Raw genomic sequence first — 25,386 nt, 5'->3', positions numbered from 1 at the left:
ATTGATTTGATGAAGAAGTTTTATTTTCTAGTCTTTACCTTTTTACTCGCGCTCGGATATGGACAGTCTGTTCAGCTCTATAATCCGGCCACGAGCGAAATCTACCAGAACGAACAATATTTTTGTGCCGGCGAAAAATTTAATTTTAAAGTGGATGCGGTTGCGAGTTCTACAGGGGATTATGTGATGAGCAGCGCGTTACCTACTGATTTTGGGCTTTCTACAGGATCGCTACCAATAAATTTTCCTTCTTCCGGTGCAGATAAATTCAGTGAAGCATTTCCGATCGGATTTAATTTTAGTTTTTATGGAAAAACGTATTCCAAAGTGGTCATGGGTAGCAATGGCCGATTGGTTTTTACAGATGATCCCGAATTAGAAAATCTCAAAAATACAGCGGTTTACACAGATCGCACCTTCAGTGGGGTTACAGGTTACAATTCTTTCGCTGCCTTACCTTCTGCAGACTATAATAAGATTTTCAAAGCTAATAGAGCCCAAGAGTTAAATCTGGCACAGATATTTTTTGGTTATACCGATTTGGTTCCTAAATCTGCGAATGGTTCCGTTGTTTATTTATACAAAAATGTAGTAGTGGGCGGAGTAAATGGGCTGATGGTCTCTTTTCAGAATCAGATTAGAACCAACGGAACAGGCGGTATTTCGAGTACAGGATATTACAGTTATATTTTGCTCCTGGAGGACGGAAGAATAGTAATTTATGTCAATAATAAATCGGAAATTACGTATAATGCAATCCTTGGGATACAAAATGATGATGCGATTAAATTTAAAGTTCCTACACACAGTATTTCAGGAGAAAATTATAATAACGGGCCGTGGAAAAGTGAAGGTAAAGCTTGGCTTTTCACCCCGAATCAAAATTTAACCCCAGTTTTTAAATGGTTTCAAAACGCAACTTTATTGGGAGAAACTACCAATACTTTACTCAATTTCTCTCCTAATGATGGCGATATTCTGAAAGTTGAAGTTACGTATCACGATCCTTCGGGAGCGCAGGTTGGCGCGATGGTTTCTGATCAGGTGATATTTAAGAAAATTGCAAAACCTATGATTTCTTATAACGCTGGAGCTGCCTGTGTGAGTGGCGTTTCGATGACGGTTCCGAATGATCCCGATTTAAATTTTGAATGGTATCGCGTCGGAAATGCAACAGCTCTCGGTACAGGAAATTCTTATTATGCAACACAAAATGGAAGTTATTTTGTACGGGCTACCCGGAAAACTTTGCCTATATGTTCCGTAGATTCTGATTCTGTTCCCGTTAATTTAAATTCTACGATTCCGCCTTTTAACCCAAATAATGTTTCTCTCAAATATTGTGACAATACGGGAGCGACATCTAAAATAATTAATTTATATGATTACTATCCTCCAGGTTCTAATTATACCTTACAGTTCATTGATGGGGTAACTCCAGTTGCAGATCCTACGAATTTTATTATATATGCAAATACAACAAGAACAGTTGGAATTTATGCTAATGATCCAGTTTCTGATTGTACAGTTTTGAGAAATTTTGATCTTCGGTTCGATTCATTACCAGTGGCTGCTAATAATTTAACAAAAAGATTTTGTTTTGGTGAAACTTCCGTAGATATTTCCCAATATTTGCAGGATCTGGCAGGTTCTAATTTTTCTGTGTTTGATTATCAATATTCTACTGATGGAATCAACTATTCAATAAACTCAATTATTAATCCCAGACAATTTCCAAAAGTTTGGGTGAAAATAGTTCCTAAAAATGTAAGTACAGGATCTTGTAACACTATTTCTACCCTTATTTTCACTGAAGATGCGAAAGTTATTGCAAATGCTCCTACAACACAACTTGCGCCGCAATGCTCAAGCTCTTTTTCTCCTTTTAATTTAAATTCTTTAAAACCTGAAATTAATTCTGGAAACGTTACGGTTACTTATCATAACACTTTAAATGGTGCAATTTATGACAATGATTTATTTCTGAATGATAACGCAGTAGGATCGAAGACTGTTTACGTTCGTGTGGTAGATAATGTCACAGGTTGTGTTTCGCCTGATCATCCTTCGGCTAGCCTTTTGGTTTATGCAAAACCCACTTTACTCCTTACTTCAATTCCTAAAAGTAATTGTCAGGGAAATACAATATTTAATTTAAAACAAAACGTAAGTGACCTAGTAACTGTAGCAGCGCCCATCACTGTAACTTTAGAATACCACGCACCCAATGGAGATCTACTCGTGGGTAGCCAAATTACAGCTTATGATGAATCGGTTTATGGGCCAAATCCTTATATTAAAGTGATTTATAATACGACTTGCAGCGATTCGGTTTCTTTCAGCTTATCATATAATCTAAAACCTGTTGCAATAACTTCTTCGATTTTACTTTGTGCCGAAACAACCTATTCCTTGCAGGATTTTAAAAATAAAGCAATCAGTAATCCAGTAAATTATACTTTTACGGATCTTTCAGGCAGTCCGCTTCCTGCCAGTTTTAATCTTTCAGTGTTGCCGAAAAGCGTTGACTTTTTTATTAAAGATAATGCGACCGGCTGTGTTTCTGATCACCAAACCGTTACTTTTGTTAAGGGCGGAAGTTCTGTCCTGATGCAGTCCGAAGCAGATTATATTCTTTGCGATATCGATTTTGACGGGAAAACCGCTTTTAATTTAGATTCAAAAAAAGCTGAATTTACAAATTCTTCCGCCACTTTTGAGTATTTTAAAGATTCCGGGTTCACTCAGAATATCAGTTCGGATTATACCAACGAAACGCCTTTCGCGCAGACAGTTTATGTTCGAATTACGGTTGCTGGTTTCTGTCCGTCTACTGCGAAAATTAATTTAAAAGTCAATACGCCCACAAAATCGATGTCGCTTTTAAACAAATACATGATTTGTTTTGGCGAAACTATTCTCGTAGATGCCGGTTCTGAAAATGTGATGTATAAATGGAGCACAGGTGAAACCACAAGAACGGTCAACTTTTCAAAAACTGGAAATTATTCCGTTGTATTAACAAACGCTAATGGCTGTTCTTACACTCACAACTTCACGATTTCCGATGAAAATCAACCCAAAATTCAGGTTGTCAACCAAACCAATAATTCGATCGAAGTTATTGCGGAAGGAGGTGCAAAACCTTATCAATACTATTTTAACGGAGTTGCTCAAAGTTCAAATATTTTGCAGAATCCTGCGGCATCCTCTTATGTAATTCAGGTTAAATCGGCGGCAGGCTGCTTAGGTCCGCCAAAAACGGTTTACTTTATAAAAATCAATAATACGTTTACGCCCAATGCCGATGGTATTAATGACGTCTGGAAAATCGAAAATCTAGCGAAAATGCAGGAGGTATCGATTCTGATCGTTGACCGAAACGGAACGAAAGTTTTTGAATCCACCAATCCCACTAAAACGGAATGGGACGGAAAAGCGAACGGAAGAACGTTACCAACTTCTACTTACTGGTACGTTATTTCGTGGTATGATGCAGTCACACAAAAAGCTGAGCAGCGCCAAGGTTGGATTCTGATGAAAAATAGAAATTAAACGTGGAAAATTTAAATGCAAAAACTGCAGAATTGATTCTGTGTTACTGAAGAAGAGTAAATTGAAATTCCTGCAATAACTTTTGCGCCAGATAACTCAGATTATTTTTATGGTTTACCAATTTTTACCCCGATTTAAGATCAAAATCATTTTCCTGTTGCACCCGAAAATCTTACCTTTGCGAAAACAAAAAGTAATATGAAATTTTTTATCGACACTGCTAATCTGGAGCAAATTAAAGAAGCACAGGATTTAGGGATTTTAGATGGAGTTACCACCAATCCATCACTGATGGCCAAAGAAGGAATCAGTGGGAAAGACGCAATTTTGAACCATTACAAAACCATTTGCGAAATTGTTGACGGAGATATCTCTGCCGAAGTTCTGAGTACCACTTATGAAGAAATGATTAAGGAAGGCGATGAATTAGCAGCAATTCACCCAAATATCGTGGTGAAAATTCCAATGATTAAAGACGGTATTAAAGCGTTGAAATATTTCTCCAACAAAGGAATTAAAACCAACTGTACTTTGATTTTCTCGGCCGGTCAAGCTTTATTGGCAGCAAAAGCTGGAGCGAATTACGTTTCTCCTTTCCTCGGAAGATTAGATGATATTTCAGTAGACGGCATGAACCTGATCGAAGAAATCAGAATTATTTTCGATAACTATATGTTTGATACAGAAATTCTTGCAGCGTCGATTCGGTCGCCAATGCATATCATCAACTGTGCAAAAATCGGTGCCGATGTGATCACTTCGCCATTAGATTCGATTCTTAATTTATTAAATCATCCATTGACCGATAAAGGTTTAGCGCAGTTTGTTGCTGATGCTAAAAAAATGGGATAAAATATTTTTATTTAAAAGAGTAAACCGTCCGAATTTTTCAGGCGGTTTTTTGTTTGATAAAATTTTGAAATGAATTTTAAATATTAAGTTTAAAATTATAATTAAAAGAACGGTTTTAATTCTTAATGAGTTTTTTTGAAAATATTTCTCCGTTTTTCATACTCATTTTTAGGATGTAATTTCCTTTTGGAAGATTTGCAGTATTGATGTTTTTAAAATTTCGGGAAGCTAAAATTTTTCTTCCTTCCACATTGTAAATCTCAAAACTTTCAGCGTTTTCGGCATATGTAATATTTAAAAAATCTTTGATGGGATTTTCTACTTCTATCTTCTTAAGTGTATTATTAGAAGTCGAAAGCTGTTCTTTTGAGATTAAAAATTTTTCTATTTTCACCCGGACCAGATTTTGATGATCATCGGGAAGTATAGAATTCACTAAAATATAATTGTCTTTGATCTCAATTTCGTGCCCCGAAAGAAGATTAAAATCTCTCTGGCTGTTAATTTTTAAAGAAGTTCCGCTTTGAGAATAGGCCTTGAGCGCTTTTTCATTTCCTTTCTGATTTAATATGAAAAATACATTATCAGCAAAACCCGAATCTAAAAATTGCTCATAGTTCTCAGAAGTCACAAACCCTTTTCCATTAAAATCAGGATCTAACTGCTCATTCCTGATCACCACCAGTCTGCTGAAATCCGGAAGCGGATAATTCTGATATTGAAAAACGGAATACACCATTCCACTGCTGGTCATTCTTGTAGAGGTATTGGTTTTGTTCTGCAACGGAAAACCATTGTATTGGTGGCATTCTTTCTCATTTAAATTCAAGACAGTGTTAGCAGTCAGAGCATTGAGGTTATAAAATGAATACACCGAGGAAGAAAGAGAACTCACATCACACGTGGCAATTTTTCCGGTCGAGGACTGGCCAAGCGGAAAGTAATAATTATAAATTATTTCGCCATTACTTCCAAACCCAGTATCTAGCCGGCCATCAACTGTAAATTTTTTCGGATAAATACTGTTGGAATTGGTCACCACTAAACTTTGATCCTCAAGAACCAAAACGCTCAGTGATTGTGGATTTGTACTTTCCGTAACTTCATTGATAACGCCGCTGTTCCCAAAAGTGCTGTCCAGCGTTCCGTTGAGATGGTATCTCAAGATTTTCGAATCTCCGTAAGTATTATAATCAAGCGGTTTTGGCCCCAAATAAACGATTATTTTATTGCCTTGTAAAACAGCATTGAGAAAATTATTTTCTCCGAATTCCAACCTGCCATTGTCAGCAAAATCTGAATCTAAAGTCCCGTTCGGATGCAGCTTGAGGATATAATTCCTGTTCGCGGTATTAATAATGTACAGCATCGCATTATTGGGCAAAACCAGAACATTACTGTTGAGAACGTTTTGGTTGGAATGGAAGTTGGCAGTGAAGACGCCGTTGTTTCCGAATGAACTATCCTTTGTGATAGTAATCTGCGGAAATATCTGAATACCGCATAGGGTAATCAGAAAAAAGGTAAATTTTTTCATAGCATTTGTGTGTATGCAAATTTAGAAAATTTAATTAATCTAAAAAGGGCGAAATAACCCTATTTAAGAAAACCACGAAAGACAGCGGAAATTCACAGTAAGAATTTAATCATAATTAAATTGCGCACAATATAATTGTTTGCTATATTTGCAGTTCGAAAATACATAATCATTTAAAATACAAAATATGTCATTACTGGAAGATTTAAAATGGAGACATGCCGTAAAAGCTTACGATCCTGCAAAAAAAGTATCTGAGCAAGATTTAAATAAAATATTAGAAGCGGCCAGACTGGCGCCAACTTCATCGGGATTACAGCCTTTCCGGGTGATTGTGGTAGAAAATCAGGAACTGAAAGAAAAAATGGTGAAGGGCGCGCTGAATCCTGAAGTGATGAGAGATTCTTCTCACGTTCTTGTTTTTGCAGCTTGGGACCGTTACTCTGATGAAAAAATCGATAAAGTTTACGATTACCACACCGATGTGAGAGAATTACCAAGAGGAAGATTCGGCAGTTATACCGATAAACTGAAAGAAATTTATAACGCTCAAACTGCGGATGAAAATTTTGCTCATACCGCTCGTCAAACATATATTGCTCTTGGTTTAGCGATGGCTCAAGCTGCAGAATTAAAGATTGACAGCACACCAGCCGAAGGTTTCAGCAATGAGGTTGTAGATGAAATTTTAGGTTTGAAAGAACTGGGTTTAAAAAGTGTCAGTCTTTTATATTTAGGCTATAGAGACATCGAAAAAGATTATCTTTCTCACATGAAAAAAGTGAGAATTCCGATGGAGGAATTTATCATTCAAAAATAAGTTATTTAATTAAACCTTCTTTTTGCCTTATGGAAAATCAGGATACTCCAAAATTGGGAAATCAAATTTGTTTTCCGCTGTACGTCATCGCCAAAGAGATTACGGGAATGTACCGGCCGTTTTTAGATAGACTGGATATTACCTATTCTCAGTATTTAGTGATGATGGTACTTTGGGAAGAAGAAGGTTTAACGGTAAATCAAATCGGTGAAAAACTGTATCTGGACAGTGGAACTTTGACGCCTTTATTAAAAAGACTGGAAGCAAAATCTTTTTTACAGCGAAACAGAAAAAAGGAAGATGAGCGTGTAGTGCAAGTTTTTTTAACCCAAGAAGGCAAAGATCTGCAAAAACTGGCTTGTGCAATTCCGGGCAAGATGAAAGAGAAACTCAATTTTTCAGATGAAGATCTGCTCGAATTAAAAATGACAGTCGATAAAATTTTAAACAAAGTAGAAAATAAGAAGTGAAAACATTATATACAACAAGCGTCACCGCAAAAGGTGGCCGCGACGGACACATTAAAAGTGAAAATGGAATTTTAGAATTGGATGTTAGAACTCCGAAATCTTTAGGTGGCGCAAGTGACGGTTTTGCTAATCCTGAGATGCTTTTCGCTGCAGGATATGCCGCGTGTTTCGACAGCGCTTTGAATTTGGTCATCAAAAAATCAAAGATTGAAACTGGCGAAACTTCGGTAAAAGCAAAAGTAAGTATCGGTCAAACTGAAAACGGCGGTTTCGGTTTAGCGGTAGAATTAGACGTAAATATTCCCGGCGTTTCGCTAGAGGAAGCACAGTCGCTCACAGAAAAGGCGCATCAGGTTTGTCCTTACTCGAATGCGACAAGAAATAATATTGAGGTTAAATTGGCAGTAACCAATAATTAATCTTTTCAGATTCATTTAAAAACACATTTATTATATATCGAAGGTTGAATTAATAACTTGATTTAATTATCATTAAAACGACAAAACCATAACCGGTTTTGTCGTTTTGTTTGTTGCGCATTTCAGAAATATTGAAATTGTAAAATAAATGAGATTCCTAAAAAAACAAAAAAGGATAAAAAATTAATTTTATCCTTTTTGTGTGACCGCGAAGGGATTCGAACCCCTAACCCTCAGAGCCGAAATCTGATATTCTATCCAGTTGAACTACGCAGCCTTTTTTTATGAGTAATGAGTAATATTGCTCATTGCTCATTTTTTTAAAAACTTATCTTCACTCCTCCCAAAATCTGTGCTCCCAAAACTTTATAACCTTTGTAAGTTTGATACTGGGTGTTGAGTAAATTGTTTCCGAGTGCAAAAATACTTAAATTTTTGTGAACTTTGTACTCTGCGGACAAATTTAAATCAGCAAATCCACCAATTTTGTCATTTTTGTTTTCCAGAGCGCGAAAATTAGGATCAATTGCTTCATGATTTACTTCAAATGAATTGGTTGTCTGATCCGTCGCAAAAATCGCTTTCGCTCCCAAATTCAGTTTTTTGTCCAATATCGAATATTTTCCACCCAAACTGGCTTTTACCAAAGGTTTATTGTAAATGTTCTCATAATTTTCAAGATTATATTTCTCAAACTTTAATTCTGCATCCAGCGCCAAATTCGCCAATGGAAAATATTGCACACTCGCTTTTGCCTCACTCACCGTTCCATTATCGTAAACAGATGAAAAAGTGTTGGCATAATCATAAGGCAAACGGTTATATTCAGCGGCTACATTAAACAAATTATTTGCTTTAAAGAAAAGAATATCATTCATTTTCCCAAATCCTGCGCTGAAATCGTATTTGATGTTTTGGTCAATGTCGCCCCGCAAACCAAAGTAGAATTTATATTTTGTTTCTGTCGCACGCAATTCCTGGTCCGAGATCAAATAAGGATTTTGTTCCAGTAAATCGGCGTAGGTATTTAATTGTAAACCACCGGTAATCCCAGCATAAAACTTGAATTCATCGGCGGCTGCAAACTGCAGTTCTGCTTTTGGGAACCAATAGGTTTTATTATTTTTCACCTCTTCTGCTAAAGTCATATTTGAATTCTTTGCATTTAAAAATGAAAAATCCGAACCGATGATCAAATAAGATTTTCCTTTAAAGAAAGTCATTTTCGGTGCTAAAGTCGCATTGAGAAATTGAGAGGAATTTTTAGTAAGCAATTCAAAATCAGATTTTACGGTTTCTAAATTTAAACCCAGATCCGCATTGAAATTCACATCATCAAAACTTGGCAATTCTACGCCGTGCTTTGATAAATTCACCAAAATTTCAGCCTGATTTTCCTTCGCTCCAAAATGATCGCTCAGGAAAGAAGATTTCACGCGGACATCATTCAGGATTTCATTGGAATAAAAATCGTAGTAACCGTTTACTTTAAAACGGTTGGTTTTCTGCTTTAAATCGACATTGTTTGAAGCCGGAGCTAATGCATAAATTCCGTAATAATTATAATCGTTTAAACCATAATCTGCATTCACGCTGAATTTTCCTTTCTCACCATAAGAATTTAGAAAGGCGCCAATATTCGCAGTACTTTGTTTGGAATCCCAGGCATAAACTTTCTTTAGACCGCTTGTAGAAAGGAAATGAACGTCGCCACCGGCTTCCATTCCGTTTTCCAGTTTGGTGGAAATATTTCCGTCGGCAAGAATTTTTCCGTAATTTCCCATTCCAAGCTGGAAATAGTTATTCTGATATTCGGCATCGAATTTCGGCGAAATATCTTCTCCCTGAATCAGCGAAGTTTTAAAATCTGAAGACGCCGGAACATTGGTAATGTCGTACGTCGGCGGATTCGCGGATTTTTCCTGCGGCGGATAATTTTTCTCTGCTTCGATGGATGTTTTTTTCTTCTCGATTTTCTTTACTTCCGGTTCACGCTTTCGGTCCAAAATCAATTTCTCTTCTTTGATCTGGGAAAAAACTGCGGTTGAGGAAAATAGTAATCCGATGAAAAATATATGTTGAATGGTCTTGTTCATTGATAAATGGATTATGTATAATGTATAATGTACTGACTGTACTTTGTACAATGTATTTTACTTCTTGATTTGCTTTTTTAAATCTTTCGCTTCGGCGACAATTTCCGGGAAATCGCCATAATTGGCAATAATCTGATCAGCGGTGTAACTCGCCTGATAATTGTCTTTCAAACCGATGTAATTCTTAACCATTAAAACCAAAGATTTTGCACCCCAAAATTCTTCGGAAGCATAATTATTGGCCAGCTTGAAAATGGTTTCATTCGATGATTTAAAGGCTTTTCCTTTGTTTTGATAAAAAGCTTTTGCGTATAAAGCTTCCGCTGCAACTTCGGTATTCGAAGATTTTTCTAAAGCCGCATAAGCTGTTTTTGCGTCGTTATCTTTTCCGTTGTTCATAAGACTTCTGGCTTTAATGACTTTCGCCTGTTCATTCACCGAAGCAGAATTTTTAGGATTCTGCAACACTAAATCAGCCAGCATTTCTGCTTTTTTGAAATCTTTTTCGTCAGAATAAATTTTCATTAATTCGACATTGGCAAAATTTTTCACGTTGACATTGGTTGAATTCGAAAGTGAGATTAGATATTTCTTGGCTTCATTCGTATTGTTCTGCGCTAAATAAATTTGTGCAACCCTGGTTTGCGCATCTTCCTGATAATCATTCTGAACATTTGCAACTTCCTGTAAAACCAATAATGCTTTGGCGGAATTCTGCGTCTGGAAATAACTTTCGCCCAATTCATATTGCGCCTGATACAAACCTTCACCGGTTGGATTCTGCGTTAAATATTTTTCAAAAAGCGGAATAGCATTTTTATAATCTTTACTGGCATAGAAAGTTTTCGCACGGTTCAGATTAATTTCATCGATTTCGGACGCATCGATTCTCACGCCTAAACTTTGGGCGAAATTCTGATATCCCGAAACATCATTGTTTTTAATAAAAAGCGGACGCGCAGCCTGAACAATTTTACTGGCAAATGCCGTATTTTTATACTGATTTCCGAGCGACTTTAATTCAGATAAAGCTTTTGCATCTTCGTTCTGATCGATGTAATTCTGGGCGCGGTAAATCTGGGCATTGGCTACCAAATCCTTATCCGTACTGGTTTTTATGACTTGAGTAAAATAATCATTCGAGTTTTTGAAATCATCATTTGCCGCATAAGACGTTGCAATTTCATACTGTGCGTCATCGAAATATTCTGAATTTTTAAACTGCGCAAGCAATTTTTTCAGTTCGGCGATTTTCGCCACCGTATCACCTTTGAATCCTAAAGCCATGGCTTTTTGGAACAAAGTATAATCGTCGGCATTTTCTGTTTTATCGTAAATAGCGATTGCCTCATTCAGGTCGTTATTCGCATAATGCGTATCTGCCAAACGAAGTTCTGCATCATTTTTAAATTCCGGTTTTGGATTATTTAAATAAGCTTTGAAATATTCTTTAGCCTTATCAAATTTCTTTGATTTAAAATAAGCATATCCCAAATCGTAGTTCAACTGTTGTTTTTCCGGAAAATCTGTATTTTGAAGTTTTTCAAAACGCGTAATTGCAGAAGCATAATTTCCTTTCTGATAATATGTCTGGGCCAACCAATACAGCGCTCGTGAATTGAATTCTTTATTGATATTAAATTCTAAACTCCGCAGAAAGTATTTTTCGGCGGCATCGAGATTTCCTTTATTAAATTCTTCCGTTCCTAACAAATAGGAAACCTCCTGATCGATTTTATCGGTTTCCGGTGTGGAATTCGGCATTTTATCAATCGCAGCCAAAGTTCCTTTATAATCGCCTGAATACAGATAAGATTTCACCAAAAGAGATTTCATGGCCGCAGTGTCAGCACTTTTCGGATATTTGGTAATATAACTTTGAATCACATTTGAAGCTGATTCAAAAGGATTTCCGAGTTCGTAACTCAGTTTAGCGTATTGCAAATGAGCGAGCTGCTGCACTTTCGGATCATAAGTCATCTGATACGCTGAACGGAACGCAGAAAGCGCTTCCTGTTTTTTACCGACTTCCAGATAGGCATTTCCCAACTGATAATACGCATTTTGTGAAGTCGCCGAATTGCTGTTCAATAATTGATTGTAATAAGAAACGGCTTCATCGTATTTTTTCAGATGCGCCGAAACAAATCCCATTTCGTACAAATCACTTTCAGAAGGTTTTCCCTTGCTTTCCAAATAAATTTTCAAATGAGGATAAGCCGAACTGTAATCGCCTTTCATGAAATAACTTTCGCCAATCATCTTGTGAACTTCCGCTTTATAATCAGCAGAAATATTTTCATTGAGCAACGCATTTCCTTCTATAATTGCTTTGTCATAATCCTTATTATTGAAATACAACTGCACATAATACGGTTTTACAACGCGTGCATATTTGTCGTTATCTTTGATCTGATCGAAAAAAGAAAACGCTTTATCATTCTGCCCGTCTGCATAATACAGATGTCCCAACATGTAAGCGATGTCGTTTTTATCGGAACCATCTGTGGTTTTATAAGCTTCTTCCAAAGCTTCAATCGCACCTTGAGAATCGCCCGTCATGAATTTCGCATAACCGAGTTTCATGATATACTGCGTATTTTCTTCTTTTGAAAGCTGATACTGATTCACGTTTTTCAACGTTTCTAAGGCTTTGTCAAAATCTTTCTGAGCTAAGTAAAAATCCGCCAAAGGTAAATTCGCCTGCGCAAAATAGGCCGAGTTCGGATACTGTTTAATAAATGCATCCAATCCTTCTTCCGCATGATTTTTACGCAAAATGACACCGATGACATTATCGAAAAACTGGGCCGCTTCTTTTTTTGAATTCGAAAGATTTTCGTTGTAGAAATACTGCCGTGCGTATTCAAACTGAGAAGCGTTGTAAATTTTATTTTGGTAAAGGTTTTCCGCTAAGTTGAAGCGGTAGTTTTCGCGGTCGCTGAAGTATTGAGATTGCTGAGCCTCGGATAAGCCGAAATAGAATATTGCCGTGGCAATTAAGATTTTTTTTGAATTCATTTACTCCTGATTTTCGGAAGGTTTTAAGGAATTTGCTTTTCCACATTTAATCAACGAAAATAAAGAAAACTTATTGCTTACACAAGTTAATTTGTTGGTTGTGGAAATGTGGATAAGTTGAAAATATTGGCGCTTTCAAGCTGTTTTTTGACTTAAAAATCACGGAAATTTTTATATTGTTTAAGAGCCTCTTTAAAAATGATGAAAATATTTAAAACGCAAAAGGCACCAAAGAAAATCTAAAAAAGGAAAATCTCCACAAGAGCAAAAAAGGCAACTTTTTAGAATTTAAACAGGTTCTGGAGTTGATCAAAAGTGTATAAAAAACCGTCGAAAATTAAAAATTAATTTCAACATTTAATATTTTACTCTTTGGTTTAAAGGTTTATTTTATCGCCAATTTCTCTTCGATGACCGCCAGCGCAGATTTTACATCCCGCATCTTCTCCATCGATGCCGCGTCGATTTCAATATCGAAAACCTCCTCCACATCTAAAACGACATCGACTAAATTAGCAGAATTAATATTGAGATCATTAATGAAATCTGTATTTTCATTAATGTTTTTTAAAAGTTCCGCCTCTTTCACGTAAGGTTTTACAATCTCTTTTAATTTTTGAATAGCCTCTTCCTTGTTCATATTTTCGTATTGAAATTTTTTAAGAATATTTTTTAAAGATAACACATCCGTTTACATCGCCAAAACCAAAACTAACTTTCGCCGCGATATTGAGTTCTTTTTCTAAAAATTTCTGCGGAATGCATTCTGCATCGATGATTGAAGTAATTTCCGGATTTAAATCTTCGCAGTTGATATTCGGAGCAATAAAATTTTCAGTCAGCTGCAGAATAGTTGCCACGGCTTCGATGCTTCCGGCACCGGAAAGGCAGTGTCCGGTCAAAGCTTTAAGTGAATTGATATACGGGAAATTTTTGCCGGAACGGTTCAGGGCTTCAGCTAAATTTTTAATTTCTGTTGCATCTTTTGAAGTCGCAGTTAAATGTCCGCTGATATAATCGATGTCTTTTGGCTCAATTCCAGATTCTAAAATTGCATCTTTTACGCATTTTTGTACGGCCACAGAATTCGGGGCGGTCATACTTCCGCCGTCCCGTTGACCACCAGAATTAAGATTTCCGCCGAGAATTTCACAATAAATTTTCGCATTTCTTGCCAAAGCCGATTCCAGATCTTCGATGACCAAAGCTCCGGCGCCGCTTCCCGGAACAAAACCTGCTGCAGAAGCACTCATCGGTCGCGAGGCTTTTTCCGGATGATCATTCGATTTAAAATTACAGACTTTTATGGCATCGAAGCCCGCCCAAATATACGGTCCCGAATCGCTCGTACTGCCCGCCAGAATTCTTTTTGCTTTTCCTGATTTTATACGGTCAAAAGCCATTAAAATACTTTCTGTTCCGGTTGTACATGCCGATGAATTGGTGGTGACCTGATTTCCTAATCCCAGTTTTCCGCCCAAATAGGCAGAAATCCCGCTGTTCATGGTTTGTGAAACGGCCGTGCTTCCTAATTTCCTTGTTTGAAGTGCATCGATTTTATAAATGCTTTCCCGAAACTTTTCAATGCCCGAAGTCCCGGTTCCGAAAATGGTTCCGCTGTCCCAATCGGGATTTTCGCCGTCTGAAATTTCCAAACCGGCATCTTTCCAGGCATCTAAACCTGCGATGACGCCGTACATAATTCCGGTCGAATTGAAATTCCGTAATTCCAAATCAGTGAAATATTTCTTTAAATGATCTTTATCGATGGGCGGCGTTCCAGAAACCTGACACGAAAATTGCAAATCGGCTAATTGTTGGTCAAACTGAATTCCGGAGCGGCCTTCTTTTAAAGCTGATTTAAAATCTTCCAAACCGACTCCGTTCGGAGCTACGACGCCTAAACCTGTGATGACAACTCTTCTTTCCATATTAATTGACTTTAATAATTCCGGCAATTGTTCCTTCACAAACAATTTCGTTCTTTTCATTCAGCATCTTCACTTTGCATTTTAATTTATTAAATCTAAAATAAATTTTCTCTGAAATCACGGTGACTTTTTCATTACGAAAAACGGGTTTTAAAAATTCTATTTCTGTTGAAGTTAAACCAATCTGACTTTCTTCAGTCAAATCATTTCCCACCAGATATATTCCGAGACAAACCAATCCAATCTGCGCCATACATTCGGTTAAAATGACGCCGGGCGTGACCGGATTATTTTTAAAATGACCTTTGAAAAAATCTAAACTTTCATTAAAAGTAAAAGTGCCGGTCGCGCCATTTTCGTCAACGCTCAGTAAATCATCCACAAATAGAAATGGAGTAGTATAAGGTAATTTCTGTAAAATTTCTTTAGTATTCATTTTATCCTAAATGTTCGCCACCATCCACGGGAATTACGCAACCGTTGATCCAGGAAGCTTCGTCCTGACACAATAAACTCACCACATCCGCGACATCTTCCGCTGTAGTTAATCTTTTGAAAGGATTTCGTTTTTTCGACTGTTCTTTTATTTCTTTACTTCCCGGAATCATTTGTAAAGACCGTGTATCAGTTACTCCGGCTTGAATACAATTGCATCGCAAACCAAAAGGCGCAAATTCCAAAGCAATGTTTCTGGAAATTGCTTCTAAAGCGGCTTTCGCGGCAGAGACTGCTGCGTAATTGTGAATTGGTTTTGTACTTCCTTCACTTGTAAAAGCGAGGATTCTGGCGTCTTCCGCGAAGAGGTTTTCATTAAACAGTAGTTTTGTCCAATCGTATAGACTGGTCGCCATCGCATGAAGCGTGATACTGAAATCATCGGTGGACAGACTTTCATGCTCTGAACCAATCATCGGTTTTAAATTTCCTTTCGCGATGCTGTGTAAAAGGCAACGAATTTTGCCTTCTTTTCCTACAACTGTTTTTAATTCTGATAAAATATCCTGCTGGTGTTGCAGATTTAAAATGTCTTTATTTAAACTTAAAAATTGAATATTTTCATTTTGAATCTTCGCAAATCCACGATTAATCATTTCCATTTCAGCACGCGGATTCCGGTGAATGATGCAGATGTTCATTCCTTCGCTTGCTAGTTTTTTTGCAGAAGCCAAACCTAATCCTGAACTTCCGCCCAGAATTAAAGTCCAGTAACCTGTATTTTCAAATCTTCTTACCATTGCATTAGAACTCTTTGTGCAGAAAATCCTGGGCCGAAACTGAGCATTAAACCTTTTTCGCCTTTCTGCGGTTGCTGATTCATGATTTCTTCTAAAACATACAAAACGGTAGCGCTCGACATATTTCCGTACAAACGTAAAATTTCTTTTGTCACATCAATATTTTTGCCCAACTCGGAAAATAATCCCTCGACCATCTGAACGATTTTTTTTCCGCCCGGATGAAAAATCAGGTGATCAATATCTTTAATTTCCAAATGCTGTTTGGCTAAAAATGGATGAATAATATTTGGAAAATGTTCACCGATCGTGTTGGGAACTTCGATATCCAAAATCATCTGCAAACCGGAATTGGTGAGTTTAAAACCCATCATGTGTTCGTTGTTATAAAAATGATACATTTCTTCCGCAAGAATTTCCGGACCTTCCGCATTTTCTTCGGAAGAAAGCAGAACGCACGCCGCACCGTCGCCGAAAATCGCAGCGCTTACCATATTTGCCATGGAGAAATCATCGAGTTGAAAAGTCGCGGTCGGACTTTCGACCGCAATTACTGCAGCGCGTTTCCCCGGATTTGCCTGCAGGAAATTCTTCGCATAAATAATTCCGGAAACTCCGGCTGCGCAACCCATTTCGGTAACAGGCAAACGGACAATGTCCTGACGAAGATTTAATTTATTGATCAGATAAGCATCCAATGACGGAATCATAATCCCGGTGCAACTTACGGTAATAATATAGTCCAGAGATTGCGGATTCCAACCGGCTTTTTTTAACGCTTTTTCCAAAACCTGTTCGCCCAAAATAACAACTTCACGGGCGTAAATATCATTTTTGTCTTCAAACGAAGTGGCGGTGAAAACTTCTGCGGGATCCATTATAGAATATCTTTCATCGACGGCGGCGCCTTCAAAGATTTTTTTAACTTTCCGTACGAAACGGCTTTCCTGACCTTCTAACCAAAGATCGAGAAAAGGTAAAACTTCGGCAGTTTTTCGGGAATATTTTGGCAGTTGCTTGGCAACACTCACTATTTTTACACTCATATTTTTTCAATAATCCATTGGTAGCGGAAAGCCCATTTCCATTGGATGCTGTATTTTTTTAATGCTAATTTTTTTGAAAATTTTTCTAAATCTTCTCTTTTAAAACCTCTTAAAATTGAAATCAATCCATCATTGGCGGTCATTTTTTCTAATCTGAAAATAAAGATAATCATTTGAAACAAGCGGTAGGCTAATTTACTTCGCTGTAAATCATTCACAACGATTCCTTTTTTGACTAAATTTAAAATAACACGCAGTATTTTTAAAATCTCATCGTCTTTAAAGTGATGTAAAGTCAATGTAATCAGGGCGATATCAATTTTGTATTTTGCAAAATCGTAGAGGAAAATGTCTTCTGCCAAATAGGAAATGTTTTCAAATTCGGTGGAGCATTTTTCGGCGTGGCGAATCGTGGCTTCGTTGGCATCGATGCCGATCAGTTTAAATTTAATATTGTTTTTCGTTCCAAATTTGGACAACATTCGAAGCATATCGCCGCTTCCGCAACCGAAATCCATGATGGTAATGGTTTGGTCTTTTGGAAAGTTTTTAATTAAATTTTTAACGCCATTTAAAGTAATCGAATTTCCGCCGAGCAACTGATTGATTCGCGCAATGTCATCCAAAGCGGTTACCAATCCGTCGTTATCCATCGAAAAATCGTCCATTGATTCTTCTAAATCTGTTCTGTGCGTGGTGTCTAAAGCCATTAATTTTGAGTCATTTTGATTTCTCTTCCGTGGGTTTTTCTAATAATTATTGGAAGTAAGAAAGGAAAATAGGTTAATAAATTAGTCAAAACTTCAGAAAGTTTTGAATGTTCTAAAATACTACCTAAAAACCTGCCATACCACAATCGTTGTTTAAAATTTATGTTCCAGTTTTCAGTGTAATTCTGTTCCATTTGCGGGCGGGAAATTTTACCTTTTAAAAAAGAGATGGTTTCTTCCGATGCCAGTTTTGCGCTGTGAATCGCCATTGCCATTCCATTTCCGCACAACGGATGTATTAAACCGGCAGTATCGCCCATCATTAAAACATGATCTTCTACATTATCTTTTTTCTCAAAACAAATCTGACTGATGGTCAAAGGTTTTTCAAAAACAGATTCAGAATTTTCCAGAATATTTTTTAAATGAGGATTTTGAGAAACTGTTTTTTCCTGGAATTCTTCAATATTTTTAAATTTCCTGAACGATTTAAAATTAGTTAAATAACAGATATTGAGCAAATTATTCTCCACCTTCGAAACACCACAATAACCGCCTTTAAAATTATGCAGGCCAACAAGATCATCCGGAAAATTACCTTTATAATGAGATTTCACCGCCAACCATGGAGATTTCTGCTCTACAAAATTGCGTTTCATTTTCACGTCTAAATTAGAGCGTTTTCCAAAACCGCCCAAAACGACTTTCGAAGTCACAACTTTGCCGGACGCCAAATGAACTTCAAAAAAATCGTCTTTAAAATTCACCTCATTGACTTGATCTTCGAGAATCCCGCAATTCTGGGAAAGTGCTTTTTGATAAAGGAATTCATCTAAAGTATAACGGCTGATTCCAAAACCGCCGAGCGGAAGTTTGGCTGCAATGGTTCTTCCGGATTCTGATGAAAATTGCAGCGTTTTAATATGAGTCGGCTTTAAATCTTCAACATCAATCTCAAGCCATTTAAAATAGGGAATAACTTCATTGGAAATATATTCGCCGCAGACTTTGTGTTTTGGATAGTGATTCTTTTCAATAACAATCACGCCAACTCCCATTTTTGAAAGGTGAATCGCGCCTGTTAAACCTGCCAAACCGCCGCCAATGATGATGACTTCGGTAGTACAATTTGAATCGTCCAATTTTTTTTATTTAAAAGTAGTAAAAAATTTCACCAAACAATCAAAAAGTTTTTATTTACTGTTTAAACATAAGAGTCATATTTTAGTTTTCAATTTCGGTGAGGGATCTTAATCATCTTAACTCCTTAACCAAAATCTTAATGTTGAATTTTTTTTGCAAAATCTTTCAAATAAATAAAATAGAACAAAAAAACCTCACGTTTCCGCAAGGTTTAATTATAATCAAAGTATTGCGTTCATCAATACACCAACACATCGTCAAATCAACAAATCAAATCTTCTCATTCTTTATCTCTTCGACAATCTCCGGATTCAGCAGGGTAGAAGTATCCCCGAAATTAGCAAAATCACCTTCCGCAATTTTTCTCAAAATACGACGCATGATTTTACCAGAACGGGTTTTTGGCAAGGCAGAAACAAACTGAATTTTATCAAGTTTCGCGATTGGTCCAATCGTATCCGAAATAACGTTGTTGATTTCTTTTCTCAAATTATCTCTATCACGGTCTTCACCGCTGTCTTTCAACATCACGAAACCGTAAAGCGCACTTCCTTTCACATCGTGCGGATAACCGACGATTGCTGATTCTGCAACGGCTGGATGTAAATTTACACTGTCTTCAATCGGTGCAGTTCCCAAATTATGCCCGGAAACGATGATCACATCATCAACCCGACCGGTGATTCTGTAATACCCAACTTCATCCCGCAAAGCGCCGTCTCCGGTAAAATATTTCCCTGGGAAAGCGGTGAAATAGGTGTCTTTGTATCTTTGATGATCGCCCCAAATCGTTCTTGCAATTCCCGGCCACGGAAAACGGATGCATAAATTTCCATCGACTTGATTTCCTGTGATTTCATTCCGTTTGTCATCCATCAAAACAGGTTGGATTCCCGGCAAAGGCAAGGTTGCGTAAGTTGGTTTTGTAGGCGTAATAAAAGGAAGCGGCGAAATCATAATTCCACCTGTCTCTGTCTGCCACCAGGTATCAACAATCGGGCATTTTTTCTTGCCGACATGATCGTTATACCAATGCCATGCTTCATCATTAATCGGTTCACCAACAGAACCAATCACTCTCAAACTCGACAAATCATGTTTCTCAACCCACTCGTAAGATTCTTTTGCCAAGGCACGAATCGCTGTCGGAGCAGTGTAAAATTGCGTGACTTTATGTTTTTCAATCACTTCCCAGAAACGGTCCGGTTCCGGATAAGTCGGCACGCCTTCGAAAATGACCGTCGTGGCGCCATTTGCAAGCGGCCCGTACAGAATGTAGGAATGACCGGTTATCCAGCCAATATCTGCGGTGCACCAATAAATATCATTCTCTTTATAATTAAAAACATTTTTAAAAGTATAGGCCGTATAAACCATATAACCAGCCGTTGTATGAAGCATTCCTTTGGGTTTTCCAGTGGAACCGGAAGTGTACAAAATAAAAAGAGGATCTTCTGCATCCATGATCACCGAAATAAAATCTGAGGCTGCTTTTTCATACAGAGGTTCCAGCCAAAAATCCCGTCCTTCCTTCATTTTCACTTCGCTTCCGGTTCTTTTTACGACCAAAACTTTTTCTACTGTCGGGCATTTTTCTACAGCTTCATCAATGATTCCTTTTAAATCGATTGATTTTGAGCCGCGGAAACTTCCGTCTGAACAGATGATCATTTTCGCACCGCAATCATTCACCCTTGATTCCACAGCGTTTGCCGAAAATCCTGCAAAGATCACGGAATGAACCGCGCCCAATCTCGCACACGCCAGCATCGAAACCGCCAGTTCGGGAATCATCGGCAGATAAATACAAACGCGGTCGCCTTTTTGCACGCCCTGATCACGCAGTACATTCGCCATTTTACAGACACGGTCGCGCAATTCACTGTAGGAAATATGTTGCGCTTCTTCTTTGGGATCGTTGGGTTCAAAAATAATCGCCATTTTGTCGCCACGCTCGTTCAAATGCCGGTCAATACAGTTTTTGGTGATGTTCAGTTTTGCATTTTTAAACCATTTGATTTTCGCTTCTTCCATGTTGTAATCTACCACTTTGGACCAGCGTTGGTACCACACGAAATTTTCATCGGCCACTTTATCCCAGAATTTTTTCGGGTTTTTGATGGATTTTTTGTACTGTTTAAAATAGTCGGGCAAATCGTCTATTACGTAATTTTTCATGCTTTATTATTGTTTAGTTTTCTACTTTTTTTTAGGAGCTTTATCCTGCTATCCGCTCATACTCCTCGCCCCAAAACTTTCCCAATGCTTGCTGTGGGGTAACCGCTTCTATCAGGGCTAATTAGGACGCGGCTTCCTTTGAAGGATTTTGTTTTATCAAGATTTTGTGTTTTTACTCAAGATATAATGAAAAGAGGGTTTTCAAATTTTGTATGAAGATAAAAAAATCGACTCTGTAAAATGATATTTTTTACAATTTTTATTTTCTCCCTCTCATTTAGTGATTTTTTTCTATGATCATCTCATTTGGTTTTCCAGATATTATATCCTTTTATATTAGGCGGTTTGGGTTAAAAATCTTTTTAATTAAATTTTAACAGTAATTAATTGTTGTTTATTTGTTCACTAAAGATTTTTTATCTTAAATTTGTTGCTTTAAAAGTTGTAAATAAATGAAAATAGAAGTTTCTTCAGATAAACATTTGAAATACGCAGAAGAAATACAGCATGAAATTGCAGATTCAGCCAAGAAACGGGGAACGGGTATTTCGAAACGGTCACTGGATTATATCAGTGACAAAATTCTGGAAGGAAAAGCAGTCGTTGCCTCAGAAGATGACGGAACTTGGGTTGGCTTCTGCTACATCGAAACCTGGTCACATGGTGAGTTTGTTGCGAATTCGGGACTTATTGTTTCCTCAAAATTTAGAAATAAAGGCTATGCCACTTTAATTAAGGAAAGAATTTTTCAATTATCCAGAGAAAGATATCCGAATGCAAAAATTTTTGGTTTAACGACGGGATTGGCGGTCATGAAAATTAATGCTGAAATGGGATATAAACCGGTTATTTATTCGGAATTAACCCAGGATGAAGCATTTTGGAATGGGTGTAAAACCTGCGTCAATTATGAAATTTTAATGAGCAAAAATCGACAAAATTGCCTTTGTACCGCAATGCTTTATGCGCCGAAAAACGACAAAGACCAATTAACAAAAGAAAAACAAAACGATGAAGAAAAGTGTAGTACTAGCATTTAGTGGAGGATTAGATACTTCCTATTGTGCGAAATATCTCAGTGAAAATTTAGCGTATGATGTTCATGCGGTGACCGTAAATACCGGTGGGTTTTCTAAAGATGAGGAGCAGGAACTGAAATTGAAAGCAGAAAAACTGGGCGTAAGTTCCTATACTTTTATTGATGCTGTTCAGTCGTATTATAATGAGTGTGTTAAATATTTGATTTTCGGAAATGTGTTGAAAAACAATACTTATCCGCTTTCTGTAAGCGCAGAACGAACCGTTCAGGCGCAGAATATTGCAAAATTTGCGCAGAAAATTGGGGCAGCAGCAATCGCTCACGGAAGTACAGGAGCGGGAAATGATCAGGTGCGTTTTGATTTGATTTTTCAGGTCATGTGTTCGAACATCGAAATTCTTACCCCAATTCGCGATATGTCTTTATCACGGGAAGAAGAGATTTTATTTTTGAAAAATCACGGCTATGAAATGGATTTTGAAAAAGCGCAATATTCCATTAATAAAGGACTTTGGGGAACTTCGGTCGGCGGAAAAGAAACGCTGACGTCGAAAAACAATCTGCCCGAAGAAGCCTTTCCTTCACAAGTGGAGAAAACGGAACCGTCTGAGTTGGAAATTGAATTTAAAAATGGCGAAATCATCGGTGTGAATGGCGAGCAGTTTTCTCATCCGGTTTTAGCGATTCAGAAAATTGAAGAACTTGCAAAGGTTTATGGAATTGGTCGTGATATTCACGTCGGCGATACGATTGTTGGCATTAAAGGTCGCGTTGGTTTCGAAGCAGCAGCAGCAACGGTGATCATTAAAGCGCATCATTTATTGGAAAAACATACGCTTTCAAAATACCAGCAAACGATTAAATCTCAATTGGCAGACTGGTACGGAAACTGGCTTCACGAAGCACTTTTCTTAGATCCGGTCATGAGAAATATCGAAGTTTTTTTTACTGATTCTCAGAAAAGCGTGAACGGGAAAGTATTGATAACGCTTCATCCTTACCGTTTTGTGTTGAATGGAATTGAATCTGAAAACGACTTAATGTCCGCAGAATTCGGAAGTTATGGCGAAGCAAATCTTGCCTGGACTGGCGAAGATGTGAAAGGATTTACCAAAGTTCTCAGCAATTCATTGTCGATTTATCATCAAATAAATAAGTCATCATGAAATCGGCAGGAATAATTGGGGCCAATGGTTACACCGGTAGCGAACTGGTGCGGTTGCTGGCTTTTCATCCGAAAGTTGAACTTCAGTTTTTATACAGCCGTTCGAATGCAGGAATCAAGGTTTCTGATATTTATCCGGATTTAATTGAGATTTGTGAAATGACTTTAACCAATCAAACTGAAGAAGTTGACATTTTATTTTTGTGTCTGCCTCATCAGGAAAGCAAAAATTGGTTGACGGAAAATCCGGTAAAAGAAAATGTTTTGGTCATCGATTTAGGAAATGATTTCCGGCTGGAAAGTGATTTTCAGGACAGAAATTTCATTTACGGTTTACCTGAACTTTATAAAAATGAATTGAAATCTGCTAAAAGTATTGCAAATCCCGGCTGTTTTGCCACCGCAATTCAATTGGCATTATTGCCTTTAGCAAAAGAGAAATTACTGAAAAATATTTATACCACAGGAATCACAGGTTCTACCGGAGCGGGGCAGTCGCTACAATCGACGACTCATTTTTCCTGGCGTAATGATAATATTTCAGCCTACAAAACTTTAACGCATCAACATGTAGATGAGGTTTTGAAGACTTTAAATCAATCAAATGAAAAGGAAATCGAACTTCATTTTGTTCCTTGGCGCGGCGATTTTGTAAGAGGAATTTTCACCAGTTCGATCATTAAATGTGATTTAGAATTAAATGAAATTCAGGAAATATATCAGGGGTTATATCAAGACGCCGCCTTTGTGACTGTATCAGAAAAACCAATCGATATGAAGCAAGTTGTTAATACCAACAGATGCGCTATTCACATTGAAAAAAATAAAGATACGATCGTGGTTCATTCTGCGATTGACAATTTAGTAAAAGGGGCGTCTGGACAAGCTGTTCAAAATATGAATATCGCCATGGATTGGGAAGAAAATACCGGTCTTCAGTTAAAACCCATTGCATTTTAAAAATGCATTATTAAAAAAGTAAAAATGAATTTATTCCAAGTATATCCTTTATTTAATATCAATCCTGTAAAAGCAGAAGGTTCTTTTCTTTGGGATGATAAAGGCGAAAAATATCTTGATTTTTATGGAGGGCACGCTGTGATTTCCATCGGTCATAACCATCCTCATTATCAAAATAAACTGAAAAATCAGTTAGAAAAAATATCGTTTTATTCGAATTCTGTTCAAAATGATTTACAAACAGAATTAGCAGAAAAGTTGGGTGAAATTTCTGGATATGAAAATTATTCGCTTTTTCTCTGCAATTCTGGTGCAGAAGCGAATGAAAATGCTTTGAAACTCGCTTCGTTTCATAACGGAAAAAAGAAAGTGATTTATTTCTCTGGTTCATTTCATGGCCGGACTTCCGCCGCAGTTTCTGTGACAGATAATCCTAAAATTGTTGCACCTGTTAATTTTTCAGACCGTTTTATAAAATGTGAATGGAATAATGTGGCTCAGTTAAAACAATTGCTCGCAGAAAATCAAGGCGAGATTTCGTCAGTAATCATCGAAGGAATTCAGGGAGTTGGCGGGATTATTTTACCAACGGAAGAAATGATTCAGGCGCTTAAAAAACTTTGTGCTGAAAACGATGTCGTTTTAATTATGGATGAGGTTCAATCCGGTTACGGAAGATCCGGGAAATTCTTTGCGCATCAGGAATTTGATATTCAGCCCGATTTGATTACGGTGGCAAAAGGAATGGGAAATGGTTTCCCGATGGGCGGCGTTTTAATCAGTCCGAAATTCAAAGCCAGCAATGGACTGTTGGGAACTACTTTCGGTGGAAATCATTTGGCTTGTGCTGCCGGAATTGCAGTTTTAGAGGTCATTAAAAATGAAAATCTTATTGAAAATTCAGAAAAAATAGGATCTTATATCGAATCTGAAATTCAGAATTTCAACCACATCAAATCTATCAGGCGCAGAGGTTTAATGATTGGAATTGAGTTGGATCAACCTTGTGCAGAAATCCGGTCCGACTTATTGACGAAACATCACGTTTTTACGGGAAATTCTAATGATGCAAATGTGCTGAGAATTCTTCCTTCAATCAATATTACAGAAAAAGAAGCCGATATATTCATCGGTGCTTTAAAGTCTATTCTTCAAAATTAGGAGTCTTTTTTAAGATTCATTTCAACTGCCAAAAGGCAAATTTTAAAT

20 protein-coding genes and 1 tRNA gene are annotated in these 25,386 nt (G+C 37.3%); 9 read left to right on the top strand and 12 right to left on the bottom strand.

Annotation, left to right across the window (positions count from 1 at the left end; translation table 11 throughout):
• Positions 1-9: 9 nt before the first annotated feature.
• Together NBC122_RS00195 and fsa are read left to right on the top strand one after the other, a co-directional pair.
• Complete coding sequence (locus NBC122_RS00195) at positions 10-3,555, top strand: T9SS type B sorting domain-containing protein (protein WP_133438442.1); 3,546 nt, start codon at positions 10-12, stop codon at positions 3,553-3,555.
• Positions 3,556-3,753: 198 nt separating this feature from the next.
• Positions 3,754-4,407 (top strand): fructose-6-phosphate aldolase, encoded by a 654-nt coding sequence (gene fsa, locus NBC122_RS00190; RefSeq protein ID WP_133438441.1) that lies wholly within the window; start codon positions 3,754-3,756, stop codon positions 4,405-4,407.
• Between the two features lie 115 nt (positions 4,408-4,522).
• Here the strand turns inward: fsa and NBC122_RS00185 are convergent, their stop codons facing one another.
• Positions 4,523-5,944 (bottom strand): T9SS type A sorting domain-containing protein, encoded by a 1,422-nt coding sequence (locus NBC122_RS00185; protein WP_133438440.1) that lies wholly within the window; start codon positions 5,942-5,944, stop codon positions 4,523-4,525.
• Between the two features lie 187 nt (positions 5,945-6,131).
• Here NBC122_RS00185 and NBC122_RS00180 point away from each other — a divergent pair, with 187 nt between their 5' ends.
• From NBC122_RS00180 to NBC122_RS00170, 3 genes are read left to right on the top strand one after another with little or no spacing between them, the layout of a single operon-like run.
• Positions 6,132-6,764, top strand: a complete 633-nt coding sequence (locus tag NBC122_RS00180; protein WP_133438439.1) for an NAD(P)H-dependent oxidoreductase — start codon at positions 6,132-6,134, stop codon at positions 6,762-6,764.
• Positions 6,765-6,793: 29 nt separating this feature from the next.
• Positions 6,794-7,234 (top strand): MarR family winged helix-turn-helix transcriptional regulator, encoded by a 441-nt coding sequence (locus NBC122_RS00175; protein ID WP_133438438.1) that lies wholly within the window; start codon positions 6,794-6,796, stop codon positions 7,232-7,234.
• Positions 7,231-7,653, top strand: coding sequence for an organic hydroperoxide resistance protein (locus NBC122_RS00170; RefSeq protein ID WP_133438437.1), 423 nt, complete (start codon positions 7,231-7,233; stop codon positions 7,651-7,653). Before NBC122_RS00175 ends, NBC122_RS00170 begins: the two co-directional genes overlap by 4 nt.
• A 203-nt stretch (positions 7,654-7,856) precedes the next feature.
• On the opposite strand, the gene NBC122_RS00165 is transcribed toward NBC122_RS00170, so the two are convergent.
• The 11 genes from NBC122_RS00165 to acs all read right to left on the bottom strand — a co-directional run bounded on the left by NBC122_RS00165 (position 7,857) and on the right by acs (position 21,013).
• A tRNA-Arg gene (locus NBC122_RS00165) sits at positions 7,857-7,930 on the bottom strand.
• A gap of 43 nt (positions 7,931-7,973) precedes the next feature.
• Positions 7,974-9,749: a TonB-dependent receptor gene (locus NBC122_RS00160; protein WP_133438436.1), complete on the bottom strand. Its 1,776-nt coding sequence runs from the start codon at positions 9,747-9,749 to the stop codon at positions 7,974-7,976.
• A 57-nt stretch (positions 9,750-9,806) separates the two neighbouring features.
• Positions 9,807-12,770 carry a tetratricopeptide repeat protein gene (locus NBC122_RS00155; protein WP_133438435.1) on the bottom strand — a complete coding sequence of 988 codons (2,964 nt, stop codon included), beginning with the start codon at positions 12,768-12,770 and terminating at the stop codon, positions 9,807-9,809.
• A 385-nt stretch (positions 12,771-13,155) separates the two neighbouring features.
• On the bottom strand, positions 13,156-13,410 hold the full coding sequence (locus NBC122_RS00150) for a phosphopantetheine-binding protein (RefSeq protein WP_133438434.1): 255 nt from the start codon (positions 13,408-13,410) through the stop codon (positions 13,156-13,158).
• A 19-nt stretch (positions 13,411-13,429) separates the two neighbouring features.
• Positions 13,430-14,701, bottom strand: coding sequence for a beta-ketoacyl-[acyl-carrier-protein] synthase family protein (locus NBC122_RS00145; protein ID WP_133438433.1), 1,272 nt, complete (start codon positions 14,699-14,701; stop codon positions 13,430-13,432).
• A 1-nt stretch (position 14,702) separates the two neighbouring features.
• Positions 14,703-15,137: a 3-hydroxyacyl-ACP dehydratase FabZ family protein gene (locus NBC122_RS00140; protein WP_133438432.1), complete on the bottom strand. Its 435-nt coding sequence runs from the start codon at positions 15,135-15,137 to the stop codon at positions 14,703-14,705.
• Between the two features lies 1 nt (position 15,138).
• Complete coding sequence (locus tag NBC122_RS00135; protein WP_133438431.1) at positions 15,139-15,936, bottom strand: SDR family oxidoreductase; 798 nt, start codon at positions 15,934-15,936, stop codon at positions 15,139-15,141.
• On the bottom strand, positions 15,930-16,982 hold the full coding sequence (locus NBC122_RS00130) for a type III polyketide synthase (protein WP_133438430.1): 1,053 nt from the start codon (positions 16,980-16,982) through the stop codon (positions 15,930-15,932). Before NBC122_RS00130 ends, NBC122_RS00135 begins: the two co-directional genes overlap by 7 nt.
• Positions 16,979-17,692 carry a methyltransferase domain-containing protein gene (locus tag NBC122_RS00125; protein WP_133438429.1) on the bottom strand — a complete coding sequence of 238 codons (714 nt, stop codon included), beginning with the start codon at positions 17,690-17,692 and terminating at the stop codon, positions 16,979-16,981. Before NBC122_RS00125 ends, NBC122_RS00130 begins: the two co-directional genes overlap by 4 nt.
• Positions 17,692-18,834: an NAD(P)/FAD-dependent oxidoreductase gene (locus tag NBC122_RS00120; RefSeq protein ID WP_133438428.1), complete on the bottom strand. Its 1,143-nt coding sequence runs from the start codon at positions 18,832-18,834 to the stop codon at positions 17,692-17,694. The genes NBC122_RS00125 and NBC122_RS00120 overlap by 1 nt, the downstream gene beginning before the upstream one ends.
• A 271-nt stretch (positions 18,835-19,105) precedes the next feature.
• Positions 19,106-21,013, bottom strand: coding sequence for an acetate--CoA ligase (gene acs, locus NBC122_RS00115; protein ID WP_133438427.1), 1,908 nt, complete (start codon positions 21,011-21,013; stop codon positions 19,106-19,108).
• Positions 21,014-21,465: 452 nt separating this feature from the next.
• On the opposite strand from acs, the gene NBC122_RS00110 reads away from it, so the two are divergent.
• Genes NBC122_RS00110 through NBC122_RS00095 form a run of 4 tightly spaced genes read left to right on the top strand, consistent with a single transcriptional unit; the run spans position 21,466 to position 25,338 of the window.
• A complete protein-coding gene (locus tag NBC122_RS00110) occupies positions 21,466-22,053 on the top strand; it encodes a GNAT family N-acetyltransferase (RefSeq protein WP_133438426.1) in 588 nt (195 codons plus the stop codon).
• Positions 22,025-23,218 carry an argininosuccinate synthase gene (locus tag NBC122_RS00105; protein WP_133438425.1) on the top strand — a complete coding sequence of 398 codons (1,194 nt, stop codon included), beginning with the start codon at positions 22,025-22,027 and terminating at the stop codon, positions 23,216-23,218. The genes NBC122_RS00110 and NBC122_RS00105 overlap by 29 nt, the downstream gene beginning before the upstream one ends.
• Positions 23,215-24,177, top strand: coding sequence for an N-acetyl-gamma-glutamyl-phosphate reductase (gene argC / locus NBC122_RS00100; protein WP_133438424.1), 963 nt, complete (start codon positions 23,215-23,217; stop codon positions 24,175-24,177). Before NBC122_RS00105 ends, argC begins: the two co-directional genes overlap by 4 nt.
• A 24-nt stretch (positions 24,178-24,201) precedes the next feature.
• Complete coding sequence (locus tag NBC122_RS00095; protein WP_133438423.1) at positions 24,202-25,338, top strand: aspartate aminotransferase family protein; 1,137 nt, start codon at positions 24,202-24,204, stop codon at positions 25,336-25,338.
• The last annotated feature ends 48 nt before the right edge of the window (positions 25,339-25,386 follow it).

The organism is Chryseobacterium salivictor (assembly GCF_004359195.1).
Lineage (GTDB): Bacteria > Bacteroidota > Bacteroidia > Flavobacteriales > Weeksellaceae > Kaistella > Kaistella salivictor.
Note: the sequence above shows the minus strand (reverse complement) of the source record. Positions and strands in the feature narration are given on the sequence as shown.

Excerpts from the sequence above, each read along its gene's own strand:
- NBC122_RS00175 (WP_133438438.1), top strand. The coding sequence starts at position 6,794 with ATGGAAAATCAGGATACTCCAAAATTGGGAAATCAAATTTGTTTTCCG.
- NBC122_RS00130 (WP_133438430.1), bottom strand. The coding sequence starts at position 16,982 with ATGAGTGTAAAAATAGTGAGTGTTGCCAAGCAACTGCCAAAATATTCC.
- NBC122_RS00160 (WP_133438436.1), bottom strand. The coding sequence starts at position 9,749 with ATGAACAAGACCATTCAACATATATTTTTCATCGGATTACTATTTTCC.
- NBC122_RS00095 (WP_133438423.1), top strand. The coding sequence starts at position 24,202 with ATGAATTTATTCCAAGTATATCCTTTATTTAATATCAATCCTGTAAAA.
- NBC122_RS00105 (WP_133438425.1), top strand. The coding sequence starts at position 22,025 with ATGAAGAAAAGTGTAGTACTAGCATTTAGTGGAGGATTAGATACTTCC.
- NBC122_RS00155 (WP_133438435.1), bottom strand. The coding sequence starts at position 12,770 with ATGAATTCAAAAAAAATCTTAATTGCCACGGCAATATTCTATTTCGGC.
- NBC122_RS00135 (WP_133438431.1), bottom strand. The coding sequence starts at position 15,936 with ATGGTAAGAAGATTTGAAAATACAGGTTACTGGACTTTAATTCTGGGC.
- NBC122_RS00150 (WP_133438434.1), bottom strand. The coding sequence starts at position 13,410 with ATGAACAAGGAAGAGGCTATTCAAAAATTAAAAGAGATTGTAAAACCT.
- NBC122_RS00185 (WP_133438440.1), bottom strand. The coding sequence starts at position 5,944 with ATGAAAAAATTTACCTTTTTTCTGATTACCCTATGCGGTATTCAGATA.
- NBC122_RS00140 (WP_133438432.1), bottom strand. The coding sequence starts at position 15,137 with ATGAATACTAAAGAAATTTTACAGAAATTACCTTATACTACTCCATTT.
- NBC122_RS00180 (WP_133438439.1), top strand. The coding sequence starts at position 6,132 with ATGTCATTACTGGAAGATTTAAAATGGAGACATGCCGTAAAAGCTTAC.
- NBC122_RS00195 (WP_133438442.1), top strand. The coding sequence starts at position 10 with ATGAAGAAGTTTTATTTTCTAGTCTTTACCTTTTTACTCGCGCTCGGA.
- NBC122_RS00145 (WP_133438433.1), bottom strand. The coding sequence starts at position 14,701 with ATGGAAAGAAGAGTTGTCATCACAGGTTTAGGCGTCGTAGCTCCGAAC.
- NBC122_RS00125 (WP_133438429.1), bottom strand. The coding sequence starts at position 17,692 with ATGGCTTTAGACACCACGCACAGAACAGATTTAGAAGAATCAATGGAC.
- NBC122_RS00110 (WP_133438426.1), top strand. The coding sequence starts at position 21,466 with ATGAAAATAGAAGTTTCTTCAGATAAACATTTGAAATACGCAGAAGAA.
- argC (WP_133438424.1), top strand. The coding sequence starts at position 23,215 with ATGAAATCGGCAGGAATAATTGGGGCCAATGGTTACACCGGTAGCGAA.
- acs (WP_133438427.1), bottom strand. The coding sequence starts at position 21,013 with ATGAAAAATTACGTAATAGACGATTTGCCCGACTATTTTAAACAGTAC.
- fsa (WP_133438441.1), top strand. The coding sequence starts at position 3,754 with ATGAAATTTTTTATCGACACTGCTAATCTGGAGCAAATTAAAGAAGCA.